The sequence below is a fragment of the Paenibacillus sp. An7 genome, from assembly GCF_009870785.1.
Classification (GTDB): Bacteria; Bacillota; Bacilli; order Paenibacillales; family Paenibacillaceae; genus Paenibacillus.
The window spans coordinates 66,571-80,727 of sequence record NZ_WTWX01000007.1 but is presented as its reverse complement, the minus strand read 5'-3'; the positions used below and the strand labels follow the sequence as shown (position 1 = coordinate 80,727).

At 41.3% G+C, this 14,157-nt stretch carries 14 protein-coding genes; 3 read left to right on the top strand and 11 right to left on the bottom strand.

All coding sequences use genetic code 11. The features are described from left to right. Positions 1-128: 128 nt before the first annotated feature. The 3 genes from GQY27_RS10825 to GQY27_RS10815 form a co-directional block, all read right to left on the bottom strand. Positions 129-515, bottom strand: a complete 387-nt coding sequence (locus GQY27_RS10825) for a DUF3397 domain-containing protein (protein WP_442950901.1) — start codon at positions 513-515, stop codon at positions 129-131. A gap of 3 nt (positions 516-518) precedes the next feature. Then, the gene (locus GQY27_RS10820; RefSeq protein WP_236570563.1) at positions 519-1,466 is read right to left on the bottom strand and encodes a ketopantoate reductase family protein; all 948 of its coding nucleotides are present in this window, start codon (positions 1,464-1,466) and stop codon (positions 519-521) included. A 126-nt stretch (positions 1,467-1,592) separates the two neighbouring features. Next, positions 1,593-2,240, bottom strand: coding sequence for an RsfA family transcriptional regulator (locus GQY27_RS10815; RefSeq protein WP_160034183.1), 648 nt, complete (start codon positions 2,238-2,240; stop codon positions 1,593-1,595). 278 nt (positions 2,241-2,518) lie between these two features. Here GQY27_RS10815 and GQY27_RS10810 point away from each other — a divergent pair, with 278 nt between their 5' ends. Continuing rightward, complete coding sequence (locus GQY27_RS10810) at positions 2,519-2,755, top strand: DUF2626 family protein (RefSeq protein ID WP_160034181.1); 237 nt, start codon at positions 2,519-2,521, stop codon at positions 2,753-2,755. Positions 2,756-2,865: 110 nt separating this feature from the next. After that, positions 2,866-3,954, top strand: coding sequence for a hypothetical protein (locus tag GQY27_RS10805; protein WP_236570560.1), 1,089 nt, complete (start codon positions 2,866-2,868; stop codon positions 3,952-3,954). A gap of 24 nt (positions 3,955-3,978) precedes the next feature. On the opposite strand, the gene GQY27_RS10800 is transcribed toward GQY27_RS10805, so the two are convergent. The 7 genes from GQY27_RS10800 to GQY27_RS10770 all read right to left on the bottom strand — a co-directional run bounded on the left by GQY27_RS10800 (position 3,979) and on the right by GQY27_RS10770 (position 12,034). Beyond that, positions 3,979-5,247 (bottom strand): type 2 periplasmic-binding domain-containing protein, encoded by a 1,269-nt coding sequence (locus tag GQY27_RS10800; protein WP_160034179.1) that lies wholly within the window; start codon positions 5,245-5,247, stop codon positions 3,979-3,981. Positions 5,248-5,443: 196 nt separating this feature from the next. Then, a complete protein-coding gene (locus GQY27_RS10795) occupies positions 5,444-6,775 on the bottom strand; it encodes a PhoH family protein (protein WP_160034177.1) in 1,332 nt (443 codons plus the stop codon). Positions 6,776-7,004: 229 nt separating this feature from the next. Next, positions 7,005-8,069, bottom strand: a complete 1,065-nt coding sequence (locus tag GQY27_RS10790; RefSeq protein WP_160034175.1) for an LCP family protein — start codon at positions 8,067-8,069, stop codon at positions 7,005-7,007. A gap of 182 nt (positions 8,070-8,251) precedes the next feature. Continuing rightward, the gene (locus tag GQY27_RS10785) at positions 8,252-8,554 is read right to left on the bottom strand and encodes a YlaH-like family protein (RefSeq protein WP_160034173.1); all 303 of its coding nucleotides are present in this window, start codon (positions 8,552-8,554) and stop codon (positions 8,252-8,254) included. Between the two features lie 59 nt (positions 8,555-8,613). Next, positions 8,614-10,455: a translational GTPase TypA gene (typA, locus tag GQY27_RS10780; protein WP_160034171.1), complete on the bottom strand. Its 1,842-nt coding sequence runs from the start codon at positions 10,453-10,455 to the stop codon at positions 8,614-8,616. A 149-nt stretch (positions 10,456-10,604) separates the two neighbouring features. After that, positions 10,605-11,102 carry a hypothetical protein gene (locus GQY27_RS10775; protein ID WP_160034169.1) on the bottom strand — a complete coding sequence of 166 codons (498 nt, stop codon included), beginning with the start codon at positions 11,100-11,102 and terminating at the stop codon, positions 10,605-10,607. A 272-nt stretch (positions 11,103-11,374) separates the two neighbouring features. Beyond that, positions 11,375-12,034, bottom strand: a complete 660-nt coding sequence (locus GQY27_RS10770; protein ID WP_160034167.1) for a TerC family protein — start codon at positions 12,032-12,034, stop codon at positions 11,375-11,377. Positions 12,035-12,168: 134 nt separating this feature from the next. Between GQY27_RS10770 and GQY27_RS10765 the strand changes: the two genes are divergently transcribed. Next, the gene (locus GQY27_RS10765) at positions 12,169-12,855 is read left to right on the top strand and encodes a TerC family protein (protein ID WP_160034165.1); all 687 of its coding nucleotides are present in this window, start codon (positions 12,169-12,171) and stop codon (positions 12,853-12,855) included. 84 nt (positions 12,856-12,939) lie between these two features. Here the strand turns inward: GQY27_RS10765 and thiI are convergent, their stop codons facing one another. Beyond that, a complete protein-coding gene (gene thiI / locus GQY27_RS10760; RefSeq protein ID WP_160034163.1) occupies positions 12,940-14,157 on the bottom strand; it encodes a tRNA uracil 4-sulfurtransferase ThiI in 1,218 nt (405 codons plus the stop codon).

Sequence of the window (14,157 nt, the reverse complement as noted above, 5' to 3'; positions counted from 1 at the left end):
TGTGGTATATGTTTATAGATTATACAACCAGTGGTCAAAAAAATCCATATAACTTTTTCTTCTTCTACATATTTTTTCAAATTTCGACTCATTCGACACAAAACACACACAATACATGTCATATTTTCTTACATCAGAGCTATTATGTAACTGAATAATCCAAAGGCCATAAGCACTAAGTAACTAAACCCCATCAAGACAAAAGCCATGCGCCAAACGACCCTGAACATACGCTTATAATCAATCTTTCCTTTTAATCTAGTTTGGGCACTTCCGATCAGACCGAGAGCAATAAGTAACAAGATTAAAATCAAATAGAATCCAAACCCTGAGTCAAATGTATTATTAAATAGAGCAGCAACCGCAGCAATCAGAAAGATCGTTGTTACATCCATTGCGGTAAGAAGGGCAACTTTCTTTTGCTTCTTATAATAAAGAACAAGGAAATACACAATGAGAAACGGAAAAAAAGGGAGCATGCTCAGCACGCTCAGGAAAGATTCGATTGTATTCAAATTTTACACTCCCTCCTCTATTAACATCCCTTGAACTAATTTATATACAAGCTCATGTCCAGGAGCAGCCACCCCTGCCTCCTTTGCCATAGCGATGATACTGCCGTTAATTGCATCAATCTCTGTTGCTTTCCCATTCATGACATCTGTACACATCGAAGACCGATTACTTGCGGTTGAGCGGCAAACTTGAATCACTTGTTCCCATAAATCAGCATCATAAGGAATAGACAGCGCATCATACACACGAGCGGCTTCTACATACAACTGTTTCATCGTCTGCAACCGATAGGAATGATGTAATAACTCACCGTTTGTAATTCTCCAAATGGAGGTAAGGGGATTTATAATCGCATTAATCATCAGTTTTCGGTAAACCAGCTTATCGATTTCATTCGACAATTTTGTAGTAAATCCTGCTTTGAGCAATGCTTCTGTAAAATACACCATCACATTTGTTGCTTTCGTTTGATCTTCTTCGCAAGACTGCAGGAGTGTTTCACCATAACCAGCTCGAATCACTTCATACTTGCTTGTTCTTTTCGCCCCTTCTGTTGTTACCGCAGCAAACACAGAGGCTTTAGGCAAAGCCGTAGCCATTTTGCGAGTATGACCCGTTCCATTTTGAAAACAATAAATAGGTATATCCACATCGATGCTTGTCAGCACCTCAATCACATCGTTGATCGCTCCTTGCTTTGTCATGATCATCAGAAGATTTCCCGATTGCTTCTGCCATATCTCTTTAAATCGGTTGATCACATAGATCTGTAGATTAGAGACTTGCACCTTTGATACATGCCCCTCGGGGTCCGTAATATGTATCCCATTCCTCACGAGTTCACCCGCTTGCTCCTCTGTTCTCACCCATAAACGGACCGATTCACCAGAAGCCGCAAGCTGGCCTCCATATAGTAGTCCCAGTGCCCCCGCACCAATTACATCAATCATCAAAACAGATTTCACTCCCATTACGATTCATTTATTTATTATGATAACAGAAGGATAAGATGACAAAAACCCGTCTACCGCATAATAGCGATAATACGGGTCTTAGATACAGGCTTAATCTGTCTGTTAATCAATACGTTCGAGATTGCCGTTCGCATCCATTTTAAACCTAGATTTCACTTCTTCCTCTTCTTCTGACAAAAATGCTAGTCTTCTTGCCCGGTCCATAATCTGGATCAGCGCTTTGTAATCATCGTTCACTACACGGTAGTCAGTCTGTACCTCGTTCACTTGTTTGAACAATCGTTCATTTTCAAACTTCAAATCGTTTAATTCTTCCTCTTTTTCACGAAGCTCTTTTTCCAAGAGTTTTAAATGTCTAGCATTTTCGTGAACCATCCCTTTCCATTGTCTCAGGAACCGGATCACGGCATCGATAGATAACGTTTCTTCTGAAAATGCTTCTGAGCGATATACCATTTCTTCCGTATCGGTTACAGAAAGGGCTGCAACCTGCGGCTGTACCGAAGATTGTCTTTTTGAATAACTTCTTTTTTGACGCTGCGCTTTTGCGATTCCGATAGCTTCATCATATTTTTTACGGACAAAACTATTCCAACGAAAACCACAAGCAGCAGAAGTCCTTCCAATCTTATCCCCTACTTCTTCAAAAGCAGCCAGCTGAGTACTTCCTTCACGAATATGACGAAGCGTCACATCAGCCAGAATCAAATCATCTTCTGCACTCCAAGCATCTTGTCTCACAGCAGTCATGCTATAAACCTCCTAACTTGCATCCATTATCACAACCTCACTGCCGGCATGGTATACCAGAGTGTAAGCCGGTTATAAAAGCAGCTTTAATCATTCTTATGCCCTTCATAGAGTTCATAGAATCTATTTCATATTAAAATGTATTTCCAATTTTGAGCATTGTCATACCCGAAAAGATTTCGCTTTCAAACCCGATTTTTATTTACAGGTTTTTCCTTAAAGGCTATAATGTTACTTAGTATACATTTGATCGAATTATCAGAAAGGGGGTTGCTATCGTGGCGCGCATGTTTCGTGTGCTTGGTTTTTTCACTCTAACGATTGGACTTATGGCTTTTGCCGCAAATATGCTAGAAATGGCCTTTCTTTTCTTCTTTCAAACCGTCTTCTTCGTTGTACTTGGCTATTTGAAATTCACTGAGAGAACGTACATCCTTTTATTCTGGGCTTACATGATTGTTAGTTTTACCGGTTTCAGCTATTGGACTGTATTTGAAATGGGCAATCCTTTATAAAGATCATACTAAAGAACGGTTTGGCTGTTACTGCCAAACCGTTCTTTATTTATTCTCTTTTTCATATTATGTTTTAACAAGGTACAAGCTTGCGTTAGGAGGAGAATTGATTGCGACACCGGTTACACGATAAGATCGTATCGCTTACTATTTGCTTTCTTCTTATGGCGAACCCTGCCTCTTATGTCCACGCAGAACTTCCTATAGAAGATGATAACCTGAATATACTACAGAACAGTCTCTCGATCGTCGAGATTGATCATGAAATTAAGCGCACCATAGATAAGCAGGAAGAACTCCAGCAAAAGCAGCGACTACTTGAAACAGAACTCAAACAACATAAGGAAGAAATGGTCGGTCACGAAGAACGAGCTGGTTCGATTGTTAGATCCTATTATATGGGTGAGCGTAATCAGCTCCTCCAAATTCTTTTGAGTTCAGATTCTTTTCGTTCACTCCAGATTGTGGCCGGTTATTATGAGATGATTATACTTGGGGATCAGGAAACTCTGCGTGCCTATCATAAAAAATACAATGAATTAATGGCTGTTTCTACGGAACTGGAGCAAAGTGCAACTGAACTTGAACAGATCAAACAAAACCTGATCTATCAAAGAGAACGAGTAATGGCTCTTGAAGAAGAAGTGGAAAAAGGGCTCTCTTCAAGTGATCAAAGAGACCTCATGGAGAAGTTGATTGTAGAACTGACTTCCTATTGGAATAATGTCGGAGTTCATGAAGTACATCAATATTTTAATGCGCTGGCTGTGGCGATGGAGAACCTCCCCTCCTACGTGCAAAAAGAACCTGGCATTCTCTCTATAAATGGCGGCACTTATACGATTTCAATTACCGAAGCGCAGCTAAATGATTTTTTAAGATCAGAGAATGAAATTTTCCAAGACTTTTCGTTTGAATTTAGCGACGATTACATTATTGCTTCTGGAAAACGTGACGATCTTGAACTCGCGGTTTACGGTCATTACTCTGTAATTGATGAGCCAGAGAACGGTATTCTTTTTCATGTTGATAAACTCATTTTCAACCAGTTTGAACTACCTGATACAACTCGTACGATGCTTGAGCAAGAATTCGACCTTGGATTTTACCCTCAAAAATTAATGTCCTTCATTAAGGCGACCGGTGTATCCACCAGAGAACAAACACTTGAAGTAACGATGGAACTTTCACTCAAATAGGACTATTCACAACTCGAAGAATTCCTACCTTGAATCTGTCATTAGTAGCGCGAGCTGTAGTTCATATTCTTCTAAAGAGAGCTGCCCATGTACAAATTGTTCAATCGTTTCTGCTGCAGCAAAGGACTTTTCAGGATCAGATAACACATGATCTTCATCCTGTAATAATGATTCTTCCATACTATCTTCTAAAGCTTGCAGCGGGATCGCATTGGTTATATCAGATAGATCGGGATCCGTATACAGAGTGGAATATACGGGAAGCTTACCTGTGAGAGTAAACCAATTTTTTGCCGACTTTGGCGATGTAAGTTTCGTAAGAAACTCTACCGTCGCTTCTTTTTGCGTTGATTTAGGAGAGATAATAAAACTACGCCCTTTTACAGCAAGTGACTGAGACTTCACATCATTATTAATGTAGGAAGAAAGTTCTTGTCTATGAACAGGAATGAGTTCTGATAGAGTAATGATGCCGGCTTGAAAATCTCTACTAACGGACGAGAGATTGTACCGCTCTGTCTTTATATAAGAAAATAGAGGCTGGATAGCTTGAATCTGCTGTAATGTATCCTCTTCTTGTTCGCCATTTAACTCAAACACGTGTGAGACGTCTGGATAAATCCCCAGGAAAGTAAGCCAAGAAGCATAGGCCACAGGATCTTCGCCATTGAAATAAAAAGGCTTATTCAGCCTTTTTCCCCACCCCGTAAGACGAGACATCCACTCATCCCGTGTACTAGTCGATTGCAGCGGCTCCTTACTTGTCTCTTCGTTCCGATACTCGGCATACACATAGGGATCTATATCCATGGGAATAGACCACAGGTACCCGTTCCACTCGCCTGCTCGAAGCACAGAATCAAAAGAGTCAGCTGCAGCTATATTTCCATCTCCGCCCATCACCGGCCGAGCATATCCTTTTCTGGCATACCATTTTATATACCGGTTATCAATAAGCAGGGTATCCGGGCTTTCCCCCATCATGAATGTTTCCTTAAACACTGAATAAAAATCAGTTGCTTCTCTATTTGTTATTGTAATCTCTATGCCGATTTCTTTTGCTATATTGTTAGCAAAACTCTGAAAAATTTTGTATTCCTCATCGTCCATCGATACCAGGACAGATAGAGGTTTATTTTTATGCGTAGTCTCCGGAGCAGGAACTGAGAATATATCTGTCACGTCATCTCTTTCTTCTCTGGTTTGATCTTGAGCGAGATCAAGACTCGGTGAAAGTATGGTTAGGGACAATAACAATACAACAAACAGAATCCAATGATTTCTCCGTTTCAAGGCTCTTGCTCCTTCCGCAAAAAAAAGCTTCCATTTACCAACTATTGTAACAAATTATTGGGTCTGTTGTCCTACTTCCTTTATGTTTTTGTTCTACATTCTTCTTTTCCCATACAAAAAGAACCGGTTCTTTATGCCGGTTCTCCAATTTTTAAAGATAGTCCCTTTTCCCGGGAAATAAACAGACCCTGTTCTCTTATAATAAATCAGCTGCGAGCTGCGCGAGCTTTGATCGTTCTCCTTTTTCAAGCATAATATGCCCGCTAATCCCTTCCTGACGGAAACGTTCCACAATATACGTGAGTCCATTACTCGATGAATCCAGATAAGGATGATCAATCTGTTCCGGGTCCCCCATGAGAATGATCTTACTTCCTTCCCCTACTCGGGAAACAATGGTTTTCACTTCATGTCTGGACAAATTCTGAGCTTCATCAATAATAATAAACTGTCCTGGTATTGACCTTCCTCGAATATAAGTTAAGGCCTCAACTTGGATACTGCCAAGCCCCATCAAAATCTTATCAATATCTCCTGATTTTTTCGTATCAAATAAAAACTCGAGATTATCATAAATAGGCTGCATCCAAGGACGAAGTTTCTCATCCTTCTCTCCAGGTAGATAACCTATATCTTTTCCCATGGGTACGACCGGTCTGGCAATCAAAAGTTTTTTATATTTATGATCATCTTCCACTCTAAGCAGTCCTGCCGCTAAAGCAAGCAACGTTTTTCCTGTTCCGGCCTTCCCTGTAATCGTAACCAGCGGAATTTCATCATTTAATAAAAGTTCGAGAGCCATCCGTTGCTGTGCATTCCTCGCTACGATTCCCCATACAGGATCGTTACTTAAATACAGCGGCTCCATCTTTGTTCCTTCTTGATTTACTTTTAGTAAGGCTGATTTCCCTGTGCCCATCTCATCCTTAAGAATAACAAATTCATGCGGATATAGAGCATAAGGCAGCTGTAAAGGCTTAATAGGAAGAAAGCGATACGTATAAAACTCATCAATAACGGAGGGATGAACTTTAATTGTAGAATAACCCGGATATAAATCACTAGGATCAGCCGTACGATCCGATAAATAGTCTTGCGTATATAAACCAAGCACATCCGCTTTAATTCGGACAAGCACATCTTTACTTACGAGAACAACCTGATCTGCTTCCTCCTTTTCTTGCTCTTCGAGGTGATAGTTGAGAGCGACAGCCAAAATACGATTATCATTTGTCACTTCCCCGAACATTTCCTGCACTCGAACAAAACTGCGATGATTTAGTTCCACCTTTAATCTGCCGCCTTCTGGTAGTGGTACCCCGCTGTGCAGGTGACCCAGCTCCCTTAAGCCGTCTAATAAACGCGATACATATCTTGCATTGCGTCCTATCTCGTCCGCATTTCGTTTCTTCGAGTCAATTTCCTCTAGGACAACTGCTGGAATGACGACCTCATGCTCATCAAAAGCATAAATGGCGCCCGGGTCATGAAGCAGCACATTCGTATCCAATACAAAAATTTTTTTCATTGGTATCCCCTCCAAGGCGGCGTCTTTTAAGCAGAGTTAGGCAAGCTTTGTAGTTGCGGTAAGGACAATCTTGCATCCCCTATTTCAATGTATTCGTTAAGGAGCAAATAATTGTTCATTTTCCTGAAAATATCCTGAGATAAACCAATTTATTTATGAAAAGCATTAATTAAGCCAAAAAAAACCCAGTGAATTTGGATTCACTGGGTTTCTGAAGCCTCGTTTACTTCTATTCACTAGAAGTAGAGTTAACAAAGACGTGTTCTCCTGCAAGTTCCTGTGCAAGTGCTTCTTTGGCTATCGTTAATTCATTTTGATTAATATATACATAAGGACTGTTCCAGGTTCCTGTCACCGGCACAAAATTCACGTTATCCTTTGACATGTCCCAGTAAGCAGAGATGAAATTTTTCACTTGATCACTTTCTATCGTAGTCGTGATGTTCTCACTTACGGCTCCCACCACTTTTCCAATCTTCACTAGACCACCAAGTGACTTCATCTGATCCATCATCGATTGCAGCACTTCGCTTTGACGCTGATTACGAGAGAAGTCATCCGAAGCTGGTGTCTTTGGATCACAATTCGATTTACGATAACGTACATAATCGAGTGCCTCATCTCCACTCAGATGCTGCAGGCCTTTTTTGATATTAATGTTGGTACCATCAGCTGTATCTCGGTAGCACATGTTCTGCGACGCATTAACGTCAACACCGCCAAGTGCATCCACTGCGTCTGAGAAGGCCTGAAAATTCAGGACTGTCACATAATCAATTTCAAGATCTAAGTACTTACTGAGCATCACACGCATTTCTTCTTCAGCCGTTATTCCTGACTCTTTTTCTGCCACCTTAAACCTAGGATAATAGGCATTTAGCTTGCGCTGTGAATAACCATTCAGCTGAATCAGTGTATCTCTCGGTAAAGATACAAGCGTAGCCGAATCTGTAGCTGGATTCATCGAAGCTACCATAACGACGTCAGTAAGATAAGAATTCGTCTCCTCGCGATAATCTGTACCCAAAATCAACATTGTCAGCGGCTTTACCTTAGCCGAATTCTCAGCAGCAACGGGTGAATCCGTTCCTGTATTTATTACATTGTTATAAATCATATATAAATAGCCGCCGCCTGCCACTACACCGAGAATTACTAGGATCATAATCAATTTCATTAATTTACGAAAAGGACTTTGCCTTTTCTTCTTTTGAGGCGAGTCTTGTTTCATTTTAGAAGGCGACTTCTGATCTCCCTGATTTCGAGGAGGAAGTCCATTAGAATCCATACTCATTCTCTCAACACCTTTACCTGTTTCTATCATTCTGACTCTATCTATATTACCGCTTTTTATCCGTTTATATCAATTCTTTAGAAATAATTACCTTTAAATAAGGAGAAGACCGCTCAAAGAGCGGTCTTCTCCAGTTGCATTTATTAAATAGTATTGGGTTAACACCCTATAACTCTTCCAACTTACATCTTACCTGTATGTCCAGATGCTTCTGTCTTTTTCTTCTGACGTCCTTCGACGAAATAACGAATTCGGACAAGCATCATTAGTCCCACAGCAACAAGTAAGCACTGTATAATGGGCAGTTTATCAATTTGGAAAATAAGCAGCATGAAAGCACCTATGGCCATAAAGATGTACAGTAATATCTCTTTTGGTAATGACAATTTTTGCTGTGGACGAAATACCTTATTGTAGACATACGTGATCAGAACAAAAATCACCACATAACTTATGATCGGGTGTGACGCTAACCATGCTTGCATGGCGAGTCAACTCCTTCCTTAGGTTCATGCTCTCTTTTCCTTATCTTATCTGAAGACGATTAAGAGTTAGCTTGCGCCATCTTACGATGTTTTTCTGCACGTTCGCGCTCACTCTTATTAAGAATTTTTTTACGAAGACGAACAGATTTTGGAGTAATCTCGCAATATTCGTCATCATTCAAGTATTCAAGAGCTTGCTCAAGAGAGAAAATAACTGGAGTCTTCATTTTAACTGTATCGTCTTTAGATGCAGAACGAACGTTAGTTAATTGTTTTTCCTTACAGATGTTCACGACGATGTCGTTGTCACGATTGTGCTCACCAACGATCATACCTTCATAAACTTCAGTTCCTGGCTCAAGGAATAACGTTCCACGATCCTCTACCCCCATCATACCGTAGAAAGTAGATACTCCGCTCTCACTGGATACGAGTACGCCTTGGTGACGACCGCCAACTTGTCCGCCCACGAGTGGACCATAGCTGTCAAATGCATTATTCATTACACCATAACCGCGAGTAAGGGTCAGGAAGTTTGTACGGTAACCAATGAGTCCACGTGCTGGAATCAGGAATTCAAGACGAACTTGACCGTTTCCGGAGTTCACCATGTTCACCATTTCCGCTTTACGTGATCCAAGACTTTCCATAACAGCTCCCATGCTGTCTTCAGGAATATCAATTAGAAGACGCTCAATCGGCTCCATTTTCTTACCGTCGACTTCTTTAACGATAACTTCTGGTTTGGATACCGCAAGTTCATATCCTTCACGGCGCATGTTCTCGATCAAGATACTAAGGTGAAGTTCACCACGACCTGAAACAATATATGCATCCGGGCTGTCTGTTTCTTCTACACGAAGACTCACGTCTGTTTCAAGCTCTTTGAAGAGACGATCACGAAGTCTGCGAGAAGTAACCCATTTACCTTCACGGCCAGCAAAAGGACTTGTATTGACAAGGAATGTCATTTGAAGGGTAGGCTCATCAATTTTTAGAACCGGCAAAGCTTCAGGGTTATTCGGATCAGCAATGGTTTCACCAATGTTGATATCTTTGATACCGGCAATAGCAACGATGTCGCCTGCGCCCGCTTCGGCTACTTCTATACGTTTCAGCCCTTGGAAACCAAACAGTTTCTCAATACGAGCAGATTTCATACCACCATCACGAAGCATTACCGTAACAGGTTGTCCTTGTTTAATTACACCACGGTTTACACGTCCGATAGCGATACGACCAAGGTATTCATTGTAGTCCATCAAAGTAACGAGGAATTGAAGGGGTTCTTCCACACTTTCGGTTGGATGCGGGATGTGGTCTACGATTGTTTCGTACAGGCTCATCATGTTCTCATCTTGTTTCTCAGGATCAAGACTAGATGTACCGTTCAAAGCGGAAGCATATACAACTGGGAAGTCAAGCTGTTCGTCATTTGCACCTAGTTCGATAAACAGATCAAGTACTTCATCAATTACTTCAGCTGGACGTGCAGCCGGACGGTCAATCTTATTAACAACTACGATCGGAGTAAGGTTGTGCTCAAGTGCTTTACGAAGTACAAACTTCGTTTGTGGCATACATCCTTCGTAAGCATCGACAACGAGAAGTACACCGTCAACCATTTTCATGATACGTTCTACTTCGCCGCCAAAGTCAGCGTGTCCTGGAGTATCCACAATGTTGATGAGGAAATCTTTATAGTTGATTGCTGTATTTTTAGCTAGGATAGTAATTCCGCGTTCACGTTCTATATCGTTAGAGTCCATTACGCGTTCTTGTACAGCCTCGTGATCACGGTATGTTCCTGATTGTTGAAGCAATTTGTCAACTAACGTCGTTTTCCCGTGGTCAACGTGGGCAATAATTGCAATATTACGAATGTTTTTTCTTACATGCATGGTTTGTATCCATATCCTTTCCAAAATCAAGTCTATTTGTAAATAAAAACGGAATGCTCAAAAAAGAAGCGCCGGATTGTCCGAGCGCGCTTATATCCACTTATATCCCTTATATTATAGACTAATTCCACCAAAAATCAAGTTTATTATTATCGAAATCTGCGATTTGGTTTAGGTCTGCCGAAAATGAGCCAAATGCCGGCGAAAATTAATATAGCCGCAAATAGATAGATGAATCCGGTCGTAAGAAGGGCAATAAATAATAGAACAATGGAAACCGCAAGCCCTATTATTGAAGTCGAATAAATGGTTGCCGGTCTTGGATATTCAAATAAGGCATATTCGAAAAGTCCAAGGGCGATACCAAAGATAAAAACCGGCCAAAGATAGGCAAGCAGATACCATCCAGACAGATTACAGATCAGAAATAAAATTCCATAGACCGTAAATATTCCAGCTGGAATCAGTACCACCGTACTTGTTTTTCTTAAAAAGTAATACAGATGCAGTAAAATTCCAGGTATCAAAAGAACAAGCGGCCAAAAGTTTCGACCAATATAACCAAATACACCGAATTTCCCCAGCAAAATAATAAGACCGGCTACCGCGATGAATAGGCCGATAGCACGTTCGTTTCTTCCTTTCACGATCCCTTCACCTCATTCATCAAAAAATAATATATTTGTTGTTTCTTATTACCTCAAGTGATTATTCTGTTTCCAAACCAAAAATACAAAGGACTGAGCACCCCTATCTATATATAGTTTATCCTATGTTTTTACAAAAAACTACTCTGTCAGCTAATTCCATTCATCATAGATGAAAGCAGGTGTCGCTATGCTCTTAGCATAACCAAATTAAAGAAAAAACCGGCGATTTCCGCCGGTATCTTTCCTATTAAATATCCTCATCAAGAATACTAAACACGGTAATGTATCAATTTTCGAAAAACACCGCTAACCATAATACATACAGCAGCAATAGCAGGAATTAACCCCTGATATCCAAACAGATAATGCTGCAGCCAGATGCCTAGTTTCGGATCGCGAAGTAGCATCTCTCCTGCCGTATACGCTAAGATTGCAGAGCCTGCAAATACGAGAATCGGATATTTTTGCAATAAAGTTACGATGATTCCGCTCCCCCATACAACGATAGGTATGCTTATCGCAATTCCGATGACGATCAGGGCAAGGTCTCCGTCTGCGATTGCCGCGATCGCTAAAACATTGTCCAAACTCATCACAAAATCTGCCACAAGAATGGTTTGAATGGCACTCCACAGTGTGGAAGACTGACGCACATTCACTTCTTCTGTATCTTCGAGCAGCAGCTTAAATGCGATATAAAGAAGCATCAGCCCGCCTGCAGCCTGAATGTATGGAATTTCGAGAATAAGTACTGCAACAAAGGTTAGGATACATCTTAATAAGACTGCACCAAATGCGCCCCACCATACTGCTTGTCTTCTTCTATGTTCCGGCAGATTACGACTTGCTAGTGCAATAACCACTGCATTATCTCCGCTAAGCACAAGATTGATCATAAGTATTTGTGCCAGCAACCATAGCTCGTTCATACGTTACGAACACCCCCATACATTAGATGTATGTTCACGTTGCCAAGCCTATGCTTGACGATGTACGGGCAGAGGAATATAATGAATTCCGATTTATACCAAGCAAAAGCGTTTTATTAAAAGGAGTGACCTACATGAATTTCAGCGAGTTTATAGTCAGCTTGCTGCAGGTTGTATTTATCGACCTTATACTGGCCGGCGATAATGCAATCGTCATCGGACTCGCTGCCCGAAATTTGCCCCAGGAAACTCAAAAAAAAGCGATTATATATGGTACTGGCGGTGCGGTCTTAATTCGGATTGCAGCAACGGTTGTCGTACTGTGGCTGTTGCAGATTCCTTGGCTGTTACTTGTAGGAGGCGTGCTTCTCATCTGGATCGCCTATAAGCTGCTCGCAGATCAAGGGGACGAGCATACCGAAGTAAAAGCAGGAGTTTCCTTATGGACTGCAGTAAAAACGATCGTTATCGCAGACGCAGCTATGGGTCTTGATAATGTAATCGCTGTGGCAGGTGCGGCAGAACAACATATAATTCTCGTTATTCTTGGACTATTAATTAGTGTGCCGATTATTGTTTGGGGAAGTACGCTGTTTATTAAGCTCATCAACCGTTTTCCATGGATTATTTTCCTTGGTGCTGCGGTTCTCGGATATACAGCTTCCAACATGATTACAGAAGAGAGAATGCTTGAACCCTTCTTCACCGCACATCCTGTAGTACGTATTCTATTCATTGTGTTTGTCATTGCAGGCGTACTCTTCGTAGGCTATCGCAAACAAAAAAGCGCGAAGCAAAGTCAGCAACATTCTTATTCTTAAAATCCATTACAAAAAAGAGTTGCCTTTATACATCCAGCGGATGATAAAGGCAGCTCTTTTTGCTCTTTTTGTATTAATCTATATTTATAGCCAATCCTCTTCAATCTCGCTGGATTCAAGTTCCTTGCCGTCTCCAAGCGTGATCGTTTCCGTATTCGCTACGGCTTGTGCTAATAGTTCAGACAAATTTTCAATAGATGCTTCTAACTTCTCTACAATCCGAAGATTCGGATTGGTTGCCGGGGATTTAGGAACAAATAAAGTACAGCAGTCCTCATAAGGCAAAATGGATAATTCATAGGTGCCAATTTCCTCTGCTATTTTCACAATTTCCATCTTGTCCATCATAACAAGCGGCCGCAGAAGCGGCAGATCCGTTGCTCTCCCAATGACATTCATACTGCCAAGCGTCTGACTCGCAACCTGACCGAGACTATCCCCGCTAACAATAGCTAGGGCACCTTCACGCTCTGCCAGCATGGTTGCAATGCGAAGCATGGAACGCCGCATTAAAGTAATGATCAGATTGTCCTGTCCCAATTGGGTAAACGAAGTTTGTACCTCTGTGAAAGGTACCAGATGCAGCTTGATCTCGCCCGAGTATCCAGCCAGCACTCTAGCAAGGTCAATGACTTTATCCTTGGCTTTTTGGCTGGTAAAAGGAAAACTGAAAAAGTGAACAAGTTCGAGTTCCAATCCTCTCTTCATGGAGGACCAGGCTGCTACTGGCGAATCAATACCTCCAGATAACAACATCATTGCCTTGCCATTCGTCCCTCTTGGAAAGCCTCCTACAGCAGAAAAAGATTCGAAAAAGAGGTACGTTCCTGTCTCCCTGATTTCGATTTTTAGTTCGATATCGGGTTTTCTTACATCAACTTTAAGTTCTTGGAACGTACGCAGCAAAGGTGATCCTACCAGATGATTCATTTCATGAGAGGAGTGTTCAAATCCTTTCCATACACGTCTGGCATTCACTTTAAATGTTGTACCCGGGGCAGGCTGCATCTCCTTCATGAAAGCAAGCGAAGTTTCTACGATTTCATTCAGTTCTGTGGTGGTTACCTTGACAGGACTGATGGAAACAAGTCCGAAAATTTTTCGTAAATCCTCAATTACAGCTAAATAATCATGTCCGCCAAGCCCCACATACATCCGTCCATATTCTTCTATGATAGTAGCTCCGGGGTATGCAGTAAGCTTCGATTTCACATGACTTTTTATTGATTTTTCAAAACGTCTGCGGTTCTTACCTTTTAACGTAAATTCTCCAAAACGAAGAAGCAGCATATCGTATTTCAT